This is a genomic window from Mycobacterium heckeshornense (genome assembly GCF_016592155.1).
GTDB lineage: Bacteria > Actinomycetota > Actinomycetes > Mycobacteriales > Mycobacteriaceae > Mycobacterium > Mycobacterium heckeshornense.
On the sequence record NZ_AP024237.1, the window covers coordinates 3311023 to 3328227 of the forward strand.

17 protein-coding genes are annotated in these 17205 nt (G+C 66.0%); 5 read left to right on the forward strand and 12 right to left on the reverse strand.

Annotation, left to right across the window (positions count from 1 at the left end; genetic code table 11):
- Positions 1-287: 287 nt before the first annotated feature.
- Complete coding sequence (locus tag MHEC_RS15905; RefSeq protein WP_048891589.1) at positions 288-1616, forward strand: DUF349 domain-containing protein; 1329 nt, start codon at positions 288-290, stop codon at positions 1614-1616.
- On the opposite strand, the gene MHEC_RS15910 is transcribed toward MHEC_RS15905, so the two are convergent.
- From MHEC_RS15910 to MHEC_RS15935, 6 genes are all read right to left on the reverse strand, one after another.
- Complete coding sequence (locus tag MHEC_RS15910) at positions 1613-2203, reverse strand: Rv2732c family membrane protein (protein WP_048891590.1); 591 nt, start codon at positions 2201-2203, stop codon at positions 1613-1615. The two genes, MHEC_RS15905 and MHEC_RS15910, sit on opposite strands and share 4 nt — an antisense overlap.
- Positions 2200-3675, reverse strand: a complete 1476-nt coding sequence (gene miaB / locus MHEC_RS15915) for a tRNA (N6-isopentenyl adenosine(37)-C2)-methylthiotransferase MiaB (protein ID WP_048891635.1) — start codon at positions 3673-3675, stop codon at positions 2200-2202. The genes MHEC_RS15910 and miaB overlap by 4 nt, the downstream gene beginning before the upstream one ends.
- A gap of 35 nt (positions 3676-3710) precedes the next feature.
- Positions 3711-4238, reverse strand: coding sequence for a recombination regulator RecX (gene recX, locus MHEC_RS15920; protein ID WP_048891591.1), 528 nt, complete (start codon positions 4236-4238; stop codon positions 3711-3713).
- The gene (recA, locus tag MHEC_RS15925) at positions 4204-5244 is read right to left on the reverse strand and encodes a recombinase RecA (RefSeq protein ID WP_048891592.1); all 1041 of its coding nucleotides are present in this window, start codon (positions 5242-5244) and stop codon (positions 4204-4206) included. The genes recX and recA overlap by 35 nt, the downstream gene beginning before the upstream one ends.
- Positions 5245-5524: 280 nt before the next feature.
- On the reverse strand, positions 5525-5719 hold the full coding sequence (locus MHEC_RS15930) for a DUF3046 domain-containing protein (RefSeq protein WP_048891593.1): 195 nt from the start codon (positions 5717-5719) through the stop codon (positions 5525-5527).
- 10 nt (positions 5720-5729) lie between these two features.
- Positions 5730-6896: a glycosyltransferase gene (locus tag MHEC_RS15935; protein WP_048891594.1), complete on the reverse strand. Its 1167-nt coding sequence runs from the start codon at positions 6894-6896 to the stop codon at positions 5730-5732.
- A 42-nt stretch (positions 6897-6938) separates the two neighbouring features.
- Here MHEC_RS15935 and MHEC_RS15940 point away from each other — a divergent pair, with 42 nt between their 5' ends.
- A complete protein-coding gene (locus MHEC_RS15940) occupies positions 6939-7364 on the forward strand; it encodes a limonene-1,2-epoxide hydrolase (RefSeq protein ID WP_048891595.1) in 426 nt (141 codons plus the stop codon).
- Between the two features lie 18 nt (positions 7365-7382).
- On the opposite strand, the gene pspM is transcribed toward MHEC_RS15940, so the two are convergent.
- The 4 genes from pspM to pgsA all read right to left on the reverse strand — a co-directional run bounded on the left by pspM (position 7383) and on the right by pgsA (position 10196).
- Positions 7383-8216 (reverse strand): phage shock envelope stress response protein PspM, encoded by an 834-nt coding sequence (gene pspM / locus MHEC_RS15945; RefSeq protein WP_048891596.1) that lies wholly within the window; start codon positions 8214-8216, stop codon positions 7383-7385.
- 14 nt (positions 8217-8230) lie between these two features.
- The gene (pspA, locus tag MHEC_RS15950; RefSeq protein WP_048891597.1) at positions 8231-9052 is read right to left on the reverse strand and encodes a phage shock protein PspA; all 822 of its coding nucleotides are present in this window, start codon (positions 9050-9052) and stop codon (positions 8231-8233) included.
- A 131-nt stretch (positions 9053-9183) separates the two neighbouring features.
- Entirely contained in the window at positions 9184-9510 is a 327-nt protein-coding gene (gene clgR, locus MHEC_RS15955; protein WP_048891598.1) for a transcriptional regulator ClgR, read from the reverse strand.
- Positions 9511-9605: 95 nt separating this feature from the next.
- Complete coding sequence (gene pgsA / locus MHEC_RS15960) at positions 9606-10196, reverse strand: CDP-diacylglycerol--glycerol-3-phosphate 3-phosphatidyltransferase (RefSeq protein WP_048891599.1); 591 nt, start codon at positions 10194-10196, stop codon at positions 9606-9608.
- A 57-nt stretch (positions 10197-10253) separates the two neighbouring features.
- Here pgsA and MHEC_RS15965 point away from each other — a divergent pair, with 57 nt between their 5' ends.
- Positions 10254-10775 carry an amino-acid N-acetyltransferase gene (locus MHEC_RS15965; RefSeq protein ID WP_099869319.1) on the forward strand — a complete coding sequence of 174 codons (522 nt, stop codon included), beginning with the start codon at positions 10254-10256 and terminating at the stop codon, positions 10773-10775.
- Between the two features lie 5 nt (positions 10776-10780).
- On the opposite strand, the gene MHEC_RS15970 is transcribed toward MHEC_RS15965, so the two are convergent.
- Entirely contained in the window at positions 10781-11662 is an 882-nt protein-coding gene (locus MHEC_RS15970; RefSeq protein WP_048891636.1) for an oxidoreductase, read from the reverse strand.
- A gap of 222 nt (positions 11663-11884) precedes the next feature.
- Here MHEC_RS15970 and MHEC_RS15975 point away from each other — a divergent pair, with 222 nt between their 5' ends.
- Complete coding sequence (locus MHEC_RS15975) at positions 11885-12910, forward strand: diacylglycerol kinase family protein (protein ID WP_048891601.1); 1026 nt, start codon at positions 11885-11887, stop codon at positions 12908-12910.
- Between the two features lie 2 nt (positions 12911-12912).
- Here the strand turns inward: MHEC_RS15975 and MHEC_RS15980 are convergent, their stop codons facing one another.
- Entirely contained in the window at positions 12913-13233 is a 321-nt protein-coding gene (locus MHEC_RS15980; protein ID WP_048891602.1) for a hypothetical protein, read from the reverse strand.
- Positions 13234-13944: 711 nt separating this feature from the next.
- Here MHEC_RS15980 and MHEC_RS15985 point away from each other — a divergent pair.
- Positions 13945-17193: a thioester reductase domain-containing protein gene (locus MHEC_RS15985; RefSeq protein WP_048891603.1), complete on the forward strand. Its 3249-nt coding sequence runs from the start codon at positions 13945-13947 to the stop codon at positions 17191-17193.
- Positions 17194-17205 lie beyond the last annotated feature (12 nt).

A 17205-nucleotide genomic window follows, 5' to 3' on the forward strand; every position in this document is an offset into this window, starting at 1 on the left:
ATTCGGCGACAGTTTTACGAACCCCCTATTGTGCTCGCGCGGCGTCGCACCGCACCGAAGGCACGCGCCCGACGGCTGGGTCGTGCCCGATCTGTAACGCTTGCATACCATCGCAGCCCGCCGGTGTGACGACAACGGGCAAAACCAACGTGCCCGCATGTTGGCCGCCAAGCTGCTTCAATACAGTTGGAACCGGTCAGGAGCACCGCTCCGACTTGCAGCTGATGGCGCCGCGGTGCGCGGCAGGTGCGCGGACCCAACCGCGCGAAGGGTGGTGACGGCAGCGTATGACCTCTCAGGAGCCTCGCCGCAGCGATTCGCCCCGTCCGGCACCCCGCCCGGGGCCACGTCCCGGGCCCCGACCGACCTCACGATCCTTGCTGCACCCCGTCGCGGCGGCACCTGCCAGCGACCCTCACCGGTTCGGCCGTGTCGACGACGACGGCACGGTGTGGTTGATCACGGCCAGTGGCGAGCGGGTGATCGGATCATGGCAAGCTGGCGACTCCGAAGCCGCGTTCGCGCATTTCGGCCGGCGGTTTGACGACCTGAGCACCGAAGTCGCCTTGCTGGAGGAACGCCTGGCGACCGGCACCGGCGATGCCCGCAAGATCAAAGCCACCGCGTCGGCGCTCGCCGAGGCGTTGCCCACAGCCAATGTGCTCGGCGACGTCGACGCGCTGGCCGCCCGGTTGACCGCGATCCGCGAACACGCCGAGTCCGTCGCCGCCGCTGACCGTGCCCGCCGTGAACAACATCGCGCAGCGCAGACCGCGCGCAAGGAGGCGCTGGCCGCCGAGGCCGAAGAGCTGGCCGCCAATTCGACGCAGTGGAAAGCCGCCGGTGACCGGCTGCGCGCCATCCTCGAGGAGTGGAAAACGATCACCGGGGTGGACCGCAAAACCGACGATGTGCTCTGGAAGCGCTACGCCGCGGCCCGCGAGATGTTCAACCGTCGGCGGGGATCGCATTTCGCCGAGCTGGACCGGGAACGCTCCGGGGCCCGTGACGCCAAGGAGCGGTTGTGTCAGCGCGCCGAAGAACTCGCAGAATCAACGGACTGGAGCGCCACCAGCGCGGAGTTCCGCAAGCTGCTCGGCGAATGGAAGGCGGCCGGACGAGCCGCCCGCGAGGTCGACGACGCGTTGTGGCGGCGCTTCAAGGCTGCCCAGGACAAGTTCTTCAAGGCGCGCAATGCCGCTACCGCTGAGCGCGATGCCGAATTGCGCGCCAACGCCGCCGCCAAAGAGGCGCTGCTTGCTGAGGCCGAAAAGCTGGACACCAGCAACCACGACGCCGCCAGGGCGGCGCTGCGATCGATCGCCGAGCGGTGGGACAAGATCGGCAAGGTGCCGCGGGAGCGCTCCGCTGAGCTGGAGCGGCGGCTGCGAGCGGTGGAGAAGCGGGTGCGCGACGCGACCGAGCCGGGCTGGTCCGACCCGCAAGCGCAGGCCCGGGCCGAGCAGTTCCGCGCCCGCGCCGAGCAATTCGAGCGCCAGGCCGAAAAGGCGCAGGCCGCTGGCCGTAGCAAGGAAGCCGACGAGGCCAAGGCGAACGCTCAGCAGTGGCGCGAGTGGGCCGAGGCCGCCGCCGACGCGCTGACCCGCAAACCCTAAGGCCGCCGGTCGGGGCCTGGCGGTTTGTCCGCGTCGGGGTTGTCGAGGCTTTCCAGCAGCGTTTTGGACTGCCGGCGCGCGGCGGCGCGGCGGCGTTGTTCCTCAGCGGCAAGCTGCACGATGGTGCGCGACCACACCACCCGGGCCCAGTGGAAGGTGAGCATGATCACGGTGATCCACGAGATGACGAGACCCACACCGGGGCCGGGATGACCTTCAGCCACCGTTTGTCGCGACCAGACCGCAAGCAGACCGACGGCACTGGCTAACGCCGAGCCGGCCAGCGCCACCCAGGCCAACGCCCAGCGCCGGGTCATCAATGCCAGCATCGAAAAGCCGACGCCGAACACCAGCGCCAGCCAGCCGAACACCCGCGACGGCAACGCCAGGGCCGCGGCGGCGGCTCCGTGGCTGGCGAACAGCACATCCCAGCCCCGGACATCACCGGTGTGCGGCAGGATAAACGAGCCAAGCAGCACGAACACCAGGATGGCGACGACGAAACCTCTTACGCCAGGATCGATTTCACGCGCAATGCGGCGCTCGGCGTCCTCCAGGTCCGCTTTGAACGCGTCGAACTCGTTCATCGGCACCCAATACCGGGCATGCCGAGGCCTACCCCGCGCGGCCGCTGCTCATGCACATCACCGGCGCGGGTGCGGCGGTGCGAGAGGACGCCGGCGTCGGCAATGAGGTGATGCGGCGCGGCGCCGGTGACCACGGTGGTGACGATGTCGCCCGGGCGTATCCGCTGCTCGCCGGGCGTGAAGTGGACGAGCCGGCCGTCGCGGGCCCGCCCGCTCATCCGGGCCGTGCGGCTGTCTTTGCGGCCCTCGCCACTGGCGACGAGCAGTTCGACGGTGTTGCCGATCTGAGCACGGTTCTCCTCCAGCGCGATCTGCTCCTGTAGCGCAACCAGCCGTTGATAGCGTTCTTGCACAACGTCTTTGGGTACCTGCCCGTCGAAGTCTGCCGCCGGCGTGCCGGGGCGCTTGGAATATTGGAAGGTGAACGCGCCGGCGAACCTAACCCGCCGCATCAGCTCGAGCGTGGCGGCGAAGTCCTCCTCGGTTTCACCGGGAAAGCCAACGATCACGTCGGTGGTGATGGCCGCGTGCGGTATCGCCGCGCGCACCCGATCGATAATCCCCAGGTAACGCTCGACCCGGTAGGACCGCCGCATCGCACGCAAAATCCGGTCGGAACCCGACTGCAGCGGCATGTGCAGGGCCGGGCAAACGTTGGGGGTTTGCGCCATCGCCTCGATGACGTCGTCGGTGAACTCCGCCGGATGCGGTGAGGTGAACCGGACCCGTTCTAGCCCCTCGATGCGTCCACAGGCCCGCAGCAGCTCGGCGAAGGCGCCGCGATTGCGGGGCAACCGTGGATCGGCGAACGAGACGCCGTAGGCGTTGACGTTCTGGCCCAGCAGCGTGACCTCCAGCACGCCCGCATCCACCAACGACCGTACTTCGGCGAGGATGTCGGCCGGACTGCGGTCGACTTCCCTTCCCCGCAGCGACGGCACGATACAGAAGGTGCAGTTGTTGTTGCAGCCGACAGAGATGGAAACCCAAGCGGCATAAGCTGATTCGCGGGCTGCTGGCAACGTTGACGGGAACACCTGCAGCGCCTCGGCGATTTCGACTTGGGCGACCTTGTTGTGACGGGCTCGCTCAAGCAGCGCGGGCAGCGACCCGATGTTGTGGGTACCGAAAACGACATCGACCCACGGCGCCTTGCGCAGCACCGCGTCTCGGTCCTTCTGCGCCAGGCAGCCGCCGACCGCGATCTGCATGTCCGGGTTGTGCCGCTTCCGCGGGGCCAGGTGGCTCAAGTTGCCGTAGAGCTTGTTGTCGGCATTCTCCCGGACGGCGCACGTGTTGAAGACCACCACGTCGGCGTCTGCGCCCTCAGGCGCGCGCCGGTAGCCGGCCGCCTCCAGCAATCCCGCCAACCGCTCGGAATCGTGCACGTTCATCTGACAGCCGTAGGTGCGCACCTCGTAGGTGCGGGTCGGCGGCGCCGCCGCCACCGCTGGCGCTGTCGTGCAACTCACGCCGCCATGGTACGGCTGCTCAAGCCGCGGCACGCTTACACCCGACGGCGCTCCCGCTCGCGGGCCAGTTCGGTGCCGACCACGTCGTAGGCCAGTGTCTGGTCGTATCCCCGTCGCACAAGCATCGCCACCAACCGGCGGCCGACCCGCGCGTCGTCGTCGGCCAGGGTCTCGCGCCGCAGCCTGTCCCGTACCAGCCGCTCGGCCCGGCTTCGTTCCACACCGGCATCCAGGCCGCCCAGCACCGCGGTGATCACGTCGTTGCTGACTCCCTTGCGGTGCAGTTCAGCGGCCAACGCGCGCTTACCTTTTCCCGCCTTCGCCCGCCGCGAATTCACCCACTGTTGAGCAAAATCGACATCATCGACCAGCCCGACGGCGGCTAGACGGTCCAGCACCCGTTCGCTGACGTCGTGCGGGTATCCCCGTTTGGCCAGCTGACCTTCGAGCTCAGCGCGGGTACGGGACCGCGCGGTGAGCAGGCGCAGGCACAACGCCCGCGCCTGCTCCTCGCGGGCCAGCGCTCCGTCAGAAGTCGACGGGGGCGGGCAAGACGTCGTCATCGGTCACCACAGCGCCAATGCCGAGCTTTTCCTTGATCTTTTTCTCGATCTCGTTGGCCACGTCGGTGTTTTCCAGCAGGAAGTTGCGGGCATTCTCCTTGCCCTGCCCAAGTTGCTCGCCCTCGTAGGTAAACCAGGCCCCGGACTTGCGGATGAAGCCCTGCTCCACGCCCATGTCGATCAGCGAGCCTTCCCGGCTGATCCCTTTGCCGTAGAGGATGTCGAACTCCGCTTGTTTGAACGGTGGAGCGCACTTGTTCTTGACAACCTTGACCCGAGTGCGGTTACCGACCGCATCGGTGCCGTCCTTGAGCGTCTCAATGCGCCGCACATCCAATCGAACCGAAGAGTAGAACTTCAAAGCCTTTCCGCCCGTTGTTGTTTCGGGCGAGCCGAACATGACTCCTACCTTCTCTCGTAGCTGGTTGATAAAGATCGCTGTAGTTCCGGAATTGTTCAGTGCACCAGCCATTTTCCGCATTGCCTGGCTCATCAGGCGGGCTTGCAGGCCGACATGGCTGTCACCCATCTCGCCTTCGATCTCGGCACGCGGCACCAGCGCGGCCACCGAATCGATGACCAGAATGTCCAGCGCCCCGGAGCGGATCAGCATGTCGGCGATCTCCAGCGCCTGCTCACCGGTGTCGGGCTGACTGACCAGCAGCGAATCGGTGTCTACCCCGAGCTTTTTGGCGTACTCCGGATCCAGCGCGTGCTCGGCGTCGATGAACGCCGCGATACCACCCGTGGCTTGCGCGTTAGCCACCGCGTGCAATGCGACGGTGGTCTTACCCGAGGACTCCGGGCCATAGATCTCCACGATCCGCCCGCGCGGCAGACCACCGATGCCCAACGCGACATCGAGTGCGATGGATCCGGTCGGAATGACCGAGATCGGCTGACGCGACTCGTCGCCGAGGCGCATCACCGAACCTTTACCATAACTCTTCTCGATCTGGGCCACTGCCAGCTCGAGAGCCTTCTCCCGGTCCGGGGCTTGCGTCATATTGATGCCTCTCCTGTCGTCGGTGTTCGGTTGACCGGTATTGGTCAGTTGGCCGTGACGCTAGGACAGCCCACCGACAAGTCGGTGCCTCCGAACCCTCACCACAGTAGCGAACGTGTGTTCGACAGCAAGTAGGCGCGCCGAGCGCGCGAACAATGGCTCCCATGGCACCCGACCGGGCCGGGATGCCGCACGACGGCACACCCACCCCGACGCTGGGACGCGACAGCACCCCAAACCCCGCTGGGGGTGCTCTCGCGTCGGCTCGCGCCTCGGGGGCTCACCACTGCTCGCGCGGGACGTCGAAGTCGACGCACAGCGCCCGCCATACCTCGCGCGGATCCACACCGTCCTCGATCGCCTGGGCGGCGGTGCGCCCATCCAGACCGGTCAGCACGTGGTCAACCAGCACCGAGGCGCCGTAGGCAGCGCCGAAGCGCAGGGTGACCAGCTCGTGAAACTCCGTCAACCGCACCCTCGTCAACCTACCCAGCCAGTGCGCGGTGACACACCTCTACCGGATCGGCCACCTCGGCGACGCTGGCCGCGGCCTGTCGGGCCGCATCCCGGTAACGCGGTGACGACAGCACCTCACCGACGGCAGCGACCAGCCCGTCGGCGCTCAGCGGCCGGACCAAGAGCCCACTGCCTTGGCGTACCACACGATTCGCTATTTCCCACTGGTCCCCGCCGCCGGGTACCACCACCAGCGGCACACCGGCCAGCAGCGCCTTGGCCACCATCCCGTGCCCCCCGCCGCACACCACCACATTGGCCTGCGCGAGCAGTTCGTCCTGGCGTCCCAAGCCGACCACGGCCCACGGCGGGACCGTCAGATTGGGACCGTTCAGCCGCGACACCACGACCCGTGCACCCGCCGGCAATCCCCTGCCCGGGACCAGACAGTCCAAGGCGACCTGTGCCATACCCCGCGCACCGGTCAACGCCGTCGAGGGTGCTACCACGACAACCGGTCCAGAACCGGGCGGGATCGCCAGCACCTGGTTGGTCGGTTCGAAGTGCAACGGACCCACCACGACGGCCTCGGCCGGCCAGTCCGGACGGGGTACTTCCAGAGCGGGCAGGGTGGCGATCAGCCGGCGCAAAGGCCCCGGGTCGCGGGCCGGCAGGCCAATGCCGACCCGGGCCGCCGCGCGCTGGCGCATCCCCGCACGCAGCGAACGCGCCGTCAGCGACCGCAGCAGCGCGTCACGCAGGCGACCGCGGACGCCGGTGCCCGCCGCCAGTCCGCTACCCACCGGCGGCAGCCCTTTCGACGGCAGGTACAGCGGATGTGGGTTGAGTTCGATCCACGGGATGGCCAGCAGTTCCGCGGCCATGCCGCCGCAGGCGGTGATGACGTCGGACACCACCAGATCGACTGCCAGCGCCTGTAGCCGGGGAAGGTTGAGCACGGCCATCCGCGCCGCCCGCTGGTGAATCTTGGCCCCGGCGTCGCGGTCGTCGTCAGCGGCGGTGGGCTCGAGCCCGTCCAGTTCGGCGGCGTCGAGGCCGGCGGCGCGGGCCACGTCGAGCCATTCGGTGCCGGTGAGCAAAATCGGCTGGTCGCCCGCGGCCGAAAAGCGCTGGCACAGCGCGATAGCGGGAAACGAGTGCCCGGGATCCGGCCCGGCGACCACCGCGACTCGCATCACCCCTACCTTGTCACAGCCGCCCTCTCTAGGCTGACAACCATGACCGAGCCGACCACTGTTGACAACACCAGGATCATCGAGAAGTTCCTCTACGCGCTGCAGGACGAGGACTTCGAAGCCGCAGGCGCAGCATTAGACGACGACTTGGTCTACCAGAACGTGGGGTTGCCCACCGTCCACGGCCGCGACCGAACGATAAACCTGTTCCGCCGGATGCAGGGCCGCGTCAGGTTCGAGGTCAAGATCCACCGCATCGCCGCGGACGGTGCCGCGGTGCTCACCGAACGCACCGATGCGCTGATCGTGGGCCCGTTGCGGCTGCAGTTCTGGGTCTGTGGCGTCTTCGAGGTCCACAATGGCCGAATCACCTTGTGGCGCGACTACTTCGACTTCTACGACATGCTCAAGGCGACGGTGCGCGCGCTGGCTGCCACCGTGTTACCCTCGCTGCGGCCGTCGTTCTAAGACTTCGCCCGAATTCGGCTAGACCCGCGGCAACCCACCCAGTTCGTCGAACGCCCGCGCCCAGCCGATGAGGCGGTCGGTGGCGTCGGCCAATTCGTCGCGGTAGCGCTGCTGCAACGCCGCAGGGGCAGCCGCTGCGTCTCCATTCCCGCTCGCCGATGACACCAATTGTGCTGCAGCGGTTACCATTTCATTGTACTGACGCACACCGGCGCTCAACTGTGCAGTAAACGCGTTGATCGTGGGGACCAAATACGACCGCGATTGCGGGCTCACGTTCGCGGTTCGCTCCATGGACACCACTTGTGCAGCGGTGGCCGCCATGGCAGCAGAGGTCTGGTTTGCCGCATCAGTCAGATCTCGAATTTCGTTGGGAGGCAAGATATTGCCTCGCTCCATGACACTCAGCAAAGAGGAGAATCCACGTTCGGACGCGCCCAGCGCATGCATCGCGGGCCGCGCGGCAGAGCCCGGCGGCGGGAGTCGGCGAACGCTGGCGGGCCGCTGCGCCGGTAGCGGCAACGAGCGCAGCCAACGGTAGCGCATCAACAACAGCGTCGCCGGAATCGCTGAGCCCGCCGCGACAGAGCCGGTGACCACCAGCAGCGCCACGAACCATCCCCAAGCTGCCAGCAATATCGTCACAGTCGCCCAAAACGCTGAGGCCACACCGAAAATCACAGCCCACCGCAGTGCCCGGCGGCGTCGCCGCAGCAGCCTGGCACGCGGATCGGTGACCGCGCTGATCTTGTCCGCGACCACGTCGCAAAGCTCGTTGGCGGTGTTGAAACCACGCTGCAGCAACGCGCGCCAGCCTCCGCCGCCCATGAGCTGCTGGCTATTCACCGCCATCTCCGACTCCCCGCTTACTTCTGGCCGATGGGCTTCTCTGGGGTTGGCTCGGAGGCTGTCGCGGGGGTGGCCGGTGTGCTGGCGGACCCGGAAGTTCCCCCGGCGGGCAAAGCCTCACCGCGCATCGACGCCCGGATCTGCTCGAGGCGTTGATGGCCTGCCATCTGCACGCTGGCCTGTTCGACCTCCAGCATGCGGCCCGCGACGGTGCTCTGCGCCAACTCGGTCGCGCCCACGGCATTGGCGTAGCGGCGTTCGATCTTGTCGCGCACCTCGTCGAGGGTGGGCGTGGTGCCGGGCGCCGCGAGCTCACTCATCGACCGCAGCGATGCACTCACCTGTTCTTGCATCTTGGCTTGCTCGAGCTGGCTGAGCAATTTGGTGCGCTCGGCGATCTTCTGCTGTAACACCATCGCGTTCTGTTCGACGGCTTTTTTGGCCTGGGCGGCGGCCTGCAAGGCCTGGTCGTGTAACGTCTTGAGGTCTTCGACGCTCTGCTCGGCCGTCACCAGTTGGGCCGCAAACGCTTCGGCGGCATTGTTGTACTCGGTGGCCTTGGCGGTGTCACCCGCGGCGGTGGCCTGGTCGGCCAGCGTCAGTGCCTGTCGAACATTGACCTGAAGCTTTTCCACATCGGCAAGCTGGCGGTTCAGCCTCATCTCGAGTTGGCGCTGATTGCCGATCACTTGCGCCGCCTGCTGCGTCAGCGCCTGGTGTTGGCGCTGGGCTTCCTCGATGGCCTGCTGAATCTGCACCTTAGGGTCGGCGTGCTCGTCGATTTTCGCGTTGAACAGCGCCATCAGGTACTTCCACGCCTTGACGAACGGATTGGCCATGAGTTAGCTCCGCCTTCGTATCGAGATCTACCGGCGGACTGCCGGGCCCGCCTGGTGCTCAATTTATCGGTTCAGCGTCGATGGTGGCACCCGTGCTGCGCACCGGTCTGACACGCTGGGCATAGCTCGGCTCAGGCCACCGCCAACGACACGGGCGGGATGACCACCTTGGTGCTCTCGTCGATGTTGGCCGCGCTGGCCGACGTGGAGACGGCCGCGCGTTCGTAGGCTGCGATCCGCTCACCGGCGTCGATGAGCACCTCCGACAGCGGGACCTCCAACGCGTCACAAATGGCGCTCAGCAGCTCGCTGGATGGCTCCTTGCGGCCACGCTCGACCTCGGAAAGATATCCCAGGCTGACCCGCGCAGAACCGGATACGTCACGCAGCGTACGTCCTTGCGAAGTCCGCGCCCGGCGCAGCACGTCGCCGATGACCTCCCGTAACAATGACGCCATCGCGCTCTCCTTTGCCCGGGTCGTCGGTGTTTCGCAGCGGTCATTAACGTCAACGCCGCCCGCGCCGGCGTGGTTCCCGCCGGCGCGATTCCCGATCAGCGGGTCGTCGAGCGAACTTCCCTGGCCGCGGATGCGATGTAGTCGACCCCGGTGACAACCGTCAGCACCAGGGCAGCGGTCATCACCGCCGTCGCCACCAGGAGCCACGACCCGGAAAGCGGGAGCACAAACAGGCCGATCGCCACCGCCTGGACAAGGGTCTTCAGTTTGCCGCCCCAGCTGGCCGGAATAACGCCACGGCGCAGCACCGCGAAGCGTAGTGCCGTCACTCCGAGCTCGCGGACGAGGATCAGCACGGTCACCCACCACGGCAAGTCACCGAGCATCGACAGCCCGATCAGCGCCGCCCCGATGAGCGCCTTGTCCGCGATCGGGTCCGCCAACGTGCCCAACTCGGTCACCACGCCGTAAGTGCGGGCCAGCGCACCGTCGAAGCGGTCGGTGACGACGGCGACGGCAAAGATCACGAAAGCCGCGATTCGGCTGGTGGTGTCATGGCCGTCGCCGGCGAATAGCGCAAGCACGAAAATCGGGACCAGTACCAGCCGCAAACCGGTCAACATGTTGGCGACGTTGGCGACGCGGACGCGCCCCACCGTGGAACCGGTTTGAGGCTGTCCCGACACCGCCTCAGAATAGCGGGTGCCCAGTTGGCACGTCCCGAATCCCGATACTGTGCAGGCGTGGACCCAGCGGGAAGGTCAGCAGACACCCGGCCAGTGGTCCGGCGCGCGCGAACCTCGGATGTCCCGGCGATCAAACGACTTGTCGACACCTACGCCGGAAAGATCTTGTTGGAAAAGAACCTGGTGACGCTCTATGAGGCAGTCCAGGAATTCTGGGTGGCCGAACACGACGGGGAGGTGGTGGGCTGCGGCGCACTGCATGTTTTGTGGTCGGACCTCGGCGAAATACGCACCGTTGCCGTCCATCCCGATATGACCGGTCGCGGTATCGGCCACGCGATCGTGGATCGCCTTATTGAGGTGGCGCGTGAGCTGCAACTGCAACGGCTGTTCGTATTGACGTTCGAGACCGAGTTTTTCAGCCGGCACGGCTTCACCGAGATCGACGGCACCCCGGTGACCGCCGAGGTGTACGAAGAGATGTGCCGCTCTTATGACCTGGGTGTGGCCGAGTTCCTGGACCTGAGCTATGTCAAGCCGAACATCTTGGGCAACTCGCGAATGCTGTTGATTCTCTAAAAGATTCAAAACGGGAATTTGGTACCCGTGAGCTGTTCCGACAGTTCCCAGAGCGCGGTGGCGGTGGTTGCACGCTGGGCCAGCCAGCTGCGCCAGGTCGGCTGGCTACGACCGTAAAAACAGAATCGCGGGCCGACGAATGTGCCGCCCTCCAGATCCTGCGACACCGCGTACAAGGTCTGCCGCGCGCCGAAGTCGGCATCGGTGGACACCACCCGGTCGACGGCCATCACCACCGTGTCGCTCACTTTGCGTCCGGATTGGCCTTGCAGGTTGGTATGCGACCAGCCCGGGTGGGCGGCCAGGGCGCGCAGCGGCGAGCCGACGCCGTGTAGCCGCCGCTGCAGCTCGCTGGTGAACAGCAGGTTGGCCAGCTTCGACTGGCTGTATGCCAGCCACCTCGAATACGGCCGGGACTGCCAGTTCAGATCCTTGAGGCTGATGTAGCCGAAGATGTGCATCAGCGACGACACCGTCACCACTCGGTCGGTGAGCTTGGGCAACAGCAGGTTGGTCAGCGCGAAATGCCCGAGGTGATTGGTGCCGATATGGCGCTCGAAGCCGTCGGTGGTGAGCGCGAAGTCGACGGCCATGATGCCCGCGTTGTTCACCAGGACGTCAACGACGTCGACGCCGTCGGCGAAATTCCGCACCGAGGATAGGTCTTGCAGGTCCAGATGGCGGACCTCGACCGGACCGCTTTGGGCGCCGGTCATCCGCTCGGCCGCGGCGTTGCCCTTCTCGGTGTCGCGGACAGCCAGGATGACCCGTGCCCCGGCGCGGGCCAATTCACGTGCGGCCACCTCGCCCAATCCACTGTTGGCCCCGGTGACGATGACGGTGCGCCCGGCAAACGACGGCAGTTCTGCTGCGGTCCAACCAGCCATGGCGGCCACACTAATGTGAAGTCGTCCACGACTTTGCCGGGGGCGCCGGCCAACGCGGATGCCACCGGTATCGTGCTGGGGATAGCTGCGGCGCCCATTCGGGCGGCCCGAGTTCCCGCCGAGGAGTATTCACTTGCGACGCGACGTCTCCGCCCCGTCAGCCCGGTCCCACAACGATCACCGGCGATCCATCCGCGTCGAGCATGCGTCGATGGCCTCCGGATGTATCTAGGGATCATCGTCAACCCGAAAGCACGCAAGAATCTTGCTGCACCGGGTGATCGCAGCGCCGATCTGCGCCGCATCGTCGGCCCGTGGGGTGAGGTGCACGAAACCGCCTCCGTCGAGGACCTTCGCGCGACTGTACGGCGGCTCTGTCCGCGGGTCACCCACCTTGTGGGCGATGGCGGCGACGGGTCGCTGCACTGGTTGATCAACGAAGTCCGCCAATGCGCCGCTGATCCGCAACATTGGCCGACGTTCGTGCCCACCAACCACGGCAGCGTCAACGCCGTCGCACGCAAGGCGCGGGTCCGCGGGAAAGCGGATGCGATCGTGCGCGCCTTGACGGTCGCCGCCGAATCGGATCGGCCTCCGCCCGAAGTGTGCCTGGACACGTTGGAACTGGTCGGCGAAACCGCCGATGGCGCATCGTTTCATCGCCTGTGTTTCGGTTTGGCCGCCGGAGGCGTCGGTAACCGGTTCTACGACAAGTACTACGCCAACCCAGATCATGGCCGCGCGGCCGTCGCCCGGGTAATCGGCCGCATGTTCGCCGACTACATAACCGCCAAGGTTGCACCTGGACGCCTGCACCGAAGTGACTGGGCGTCGCACCTGTTCGCACCGACGCACGCCCGCGTCGTGATCGATGGCGAGGAAGTCCCGACGACGGCGCACCGGCTGCTGCACGCCGGCGCGATCGACCTGCGCATCGGCGGCCCGTTCCGGCTCTTCCCCAAGGCATGCAAACCCGGTGCGCTGCATTTCCAAGCCGGCGAGCTGAGGCCGTCGCTCATCGTCGTACAGCTTCCCGCCGCGCTCACCAGCGGCACGGTTCGCGGTCAGCGGGTCCGCGATGTCAACGGGCGGGAAATGACCATCGAGGCCGAGGACGAGCCGTTATCGCCAATCATCGATGGCGAGCGTTTCGCTGGCATCGTCAAACTCGTGGCCCGCGCTGGGCCGGCTATCCGTATCGCCCGGGTAGGTGCAGCGACCGATGTCGTCCCGCGCACCAGGCGATAAGCTCACCGCCGGTCCCGGATCGTGCGGATGATCTGGGCGGAAAGTTTCGGATCGCTCAGCAGTTGATCGACGAGCGCGGAGAGCACCTCTTGTCCGGTGACGCGGGCGAGCCCGAGGCGGTCGGCGGCGTCGCGCTGCCAGATGTCGAGGGCTCGGTGCTGGGCGGGTGAGAGATCGACCGTTCGGCGGGTCCGGGTGACGCGTGTTCGCCCCAGAATGACAGGTTCGGTTGGCGCGGCCGCAACCGACGGTGTCAGCGGGGTGGCCGCGGCGTGCGGGCGTGACCGGTCGCCGTCGGCTTTCCTGCGGTCAACGGTGTTCATTGGCGAAAGGACCTCCTGTCGGGCAGAGTATCAGTATGTCAGTATATCAGTTCTCAGTAGCTACGGACACTCTGAGGGTCTGCTCGACGGGGCGAGGAAGGACGCCTCGCGGTGCCGCCGATCGGCATCGAACCGCCCCGACGACCGCGGCCGGGCGGGCCCGCTCCCGACGACAGACCGGCTCGCTTTCCGCAGCGGGCCCCATGGTTGCTGACAGTTCCAGCAGTCCAGCTGCGTAAAGGCACAAATCCGCTAAATCTGAGTTTGCTGTATGGCTGGTATCTTGGAAGCACTGGTCACGATAAGACTGGTGGTGTTCCGTTCCATTGCCGATTTCTCATTAAATACGCCAACGTGGTAGTCCGGAAGTCAGTATCTACGTTGTCGCCGCTCAATAGTGTACTCGACATGCGGATATTCCTCATGACATACTGAAAGCAGTAGTTACGGGAGTACTGTCATCATTATCGAAGACAATCCACAAGTGGAAAACATCGGCGTCTTGGGACGCTGCCGATGACCACAGTGAAAAGCGCCGTCAAAAAATTCGCCTGTGAACTTCTTGGAAGGGAGTTGTATAGTGCCTATTAAAAGATAAAAGGTTTTGCTTAGTATCGGTTAGCAGAGCTAGCATCAGCGGTACGGATGTGGTTGAAGGCCTTGTTCTGTTGATTTCGGTCGTGACCGGCCTGGAAAGGGGATACTCCGACGATGGAGACGCTTATCGACTACCTGCGTACCTGGGAAGCGCAGAGACCGGATCAGATTCTTTTCCGGTTCGTTGATGTCGAGGGCCGAGAGCTCGAGCATTACACGTATCAGAGCTTCGCCGAGCGGACGCGCGAGCTGGCCGCTTACCTGTTCGCCGAAGCCGGGCTCAGGCGGGGAGATCGAGCGCTGCTGGTCTACCCGCCGGGTCTGGAGATGGTCGCGGCATTCTTCGCCTGCGCGCGTATTGGCGTGATCGCCGTCCCCGTCAGTCCGCCGTTGCCGATGGCGTTCGAAGCCGGGCTCGCCAAGCTCAGCTTCATCGCCCGCGACTGCCGGGCCAAGGCGGTGCTGTCGACCAAGCAGTTCGAGTACGACTACCGGCTTCTGCTCGGCCACCGGCAAAACGGCCTGCCCTGGCCGGACGCCCAGCGGCCGGTGGAGCTGCCCTGGTTTGCCACGGACGGCACCCAGGAGTTCGGCGGCGCCCCGGTGGCGGACACACCCGGCCCGGTGTTGTTCCTGCAGTACACCTCGGGCTCGACCAGCGACCCCAAGGGCGTGATCGTCAGCCACGCTAACGTCATCGCCAACGCCTCGGCGTTCACCGGCGACGAAGTATGCGTCTCGTGGCTTCCCCAGCACCACGACATGGGTCTGATTTCGGCTTACCTGTTCGTGTTGCTGAAGGGCGGCAGCACGCATGCGATGTCCCCGGTTGACTTTCTCCAGCGGCCATCGGCGTGGCTGCGGCTCATCAGCGACGTGCGGGCCACGCACACACCAGCACCGAACTTCGCCCTTGAGTATTGCCTGCGCGAAGACAAGCTTCCCGCGTCCGAGCTGGCCGGGATAGACCTGAGCAGCCTGGAGAGCATGGTCATCGGGGCTGAGCCGCTGCGGGCCAACACTTTCGCGCGTTTTCGGCAGCGCTTCGCGCCCTACGGGCTGCGGCCCGACGCGTTGACGGGCGCTTACGGTTTGGCCGAAAACACGCTCATCGTCTCGCTTCGCGGGCGCCAGACCCTGACGTTGAACAAGCGTGCGCTGGAAAAGAACATCGCGCGGGTCGAAAAAGCCTTGCCGGAGAACAACAATCAAGCCCCCGTGGTGAGCTGCGGCAAGCCGCTCGACGGAAACATTGTCCGTATCGTCGATCCCCGGTCACGCCATGACCTCGGCGAGGGCCGAATCGGCGAGATCTGGGTGGCTGGTGCATCCAAAGGCGGCGGCTACTGGCAGCGCCCGGAGAAAACGGCGGAGACCTTCAGAGGCCACATTGCCGGTGACGAGGAGCGCACCTATCTGCGAACGGGAGACCTGGGCTTCCTGTATGAGGGTGAGCTGTTCGTCTGCGGCCGCACCAAGGATCTGATCATCGTTCGCGGGGTCAACTGCTATCCATCGGACATCGAAGCCGTGGTGGAACGGTCGGCAACGCAGGTCCGCGACGGCTGCGTCGCGGCTTTCGCGGTCGAAAACGACGACCAGGAAGTCCTGGTCGTGGCCGCCGAGGTGCGCGATGAGCAGACGCTTCCGGACGCCAAGGCCTTGGCGCGGGCGATCCGCAGGCACTGCCACATCGATCCGCACACCATCGTCTTCGTGCCGGCGCGCAGCATTCCCAAGACCACCTCCGGGAAGATCCGGCGCTCGCAGACCCGTCAGCTCTGGCTGGACGGCAAACTGCCCGTGCTGGCCAGCCACACGTATCAGGCCCACGAGGCGCCCGACGCCGCGGCGGGTCCGCTGGAACGCTTCCGCAATCTCATCGAGAGCTACGACCTCACCGGTGACGAGGACTGCTCGTTCGCCGACCTCGGCATCGACTCGCTGGCCCTGGCCGAACTCCGCGCGGACCTGCAGGCCCTGCTGGACGAGCATGGTGCCGGCGGGCTGGCCGAGGAGGTCAACACGCGCCTGCTGCAGCGCCTGACAGTCGCCGAGTTCTTCCGGCTCATGCGCCAATTCGGCGAGGGCTCCGGACAGCCGCTCAATGAGCTGCGCCAGGCGCTGGATCAAATCTCGGTCGAGTACGACGAATACGAGACCACGCGGATGCGCGCCGACACACGGCTTCCGCTGCCGGAGCTGCCGCCCGCGCGAGAAGGCGCGCCGCGCGACGTCCTTTTGACGGGTGCGACGGGGTTCCTGGGGCCGTTCCTGCTCGCCAGCCTGCTCGGTCAGACCTCCTACACCGTCCACGCGCTGGTGCGTGCCACCGACGCGGCGCACGGCCTGGACCGCATCGTCGCCTCGCTGCGCCGGGCGCAGCTGTGGTCAGCGGCCCTGGAGGCCGAGATCCGGGCACGGGTGCGCGTCGTCTGCGGGGACTTGGCCGAGCCTCACCTGGGAATCAGCAAGGCCGCCTTCCGGCAGCTGACCGAGGACGTCGATGTCATCGTGCACAACGGCGCGCTGGTCAACTACGTCCGGACCTACGACGCGCTGCGGCCCACCAACGTGGGCGGCACGTGGGAGTTGTTGCGGCTGGCCATGACCGGGCACCGCAAGGCGTTTCATTTGGTCTCCAGCACGTTCATCTACGGCTGGAGCACCCTGCCGGTGGTCGGCGAAGACTATGCGAACGAGGAGATGAGCGGCCTGGACTTCGGCTACTCGCAGACCAAGTGGGTCGCCGAGCAGCTGACGTTTGCCGCCCAGCGAAAAGGCCTGGAGGTGCGCATCTACCGGCCGTCGCTGATCTCCCCCACCAGCGCCGGCTACGGCAGCCAGGACGACATCTATGTGCGTCTGACAGCGTTCATGATCGAACACGGCCTGGCCGTCAACGCGCTCAACCAGATCAGCCTGCTGCCGGCAGACCTGATCGCGGAGCACATCGTCACGCTGATGGACCTGCCCGCGGAGGCGGGCACGGTGTTCAATATGACCGCCGATGACTACTACAACCTCACGGACGTCACCCGGCTGTTGTCCGAACGCCACGGTTACCGCTTCACCTACCACGACATCCCGTCGTTCACCGAGCAGGTGAACCGTCGGTGCACACCGCGCGACCCGCTCTATCCACTGGTCGATTTCCTCACCCGGTCGGCCGGCAAGATCGAGGCGATGCGCGACAAGCGCTACGACAACACGTGCTACCGGCACGCCCGCGCGCTGGCCAAGGTTCGTCGGCGTGAGCCGGCATTATCCGAGACGGTCGACGACCTCGTCGGGTTCCTGCGGCGTGAGCGTTTGATCGCCGAGGAAGACAGGGGGAGCCTCGACGGCGACGCAGTAGCCTAGCTACGACAAGGG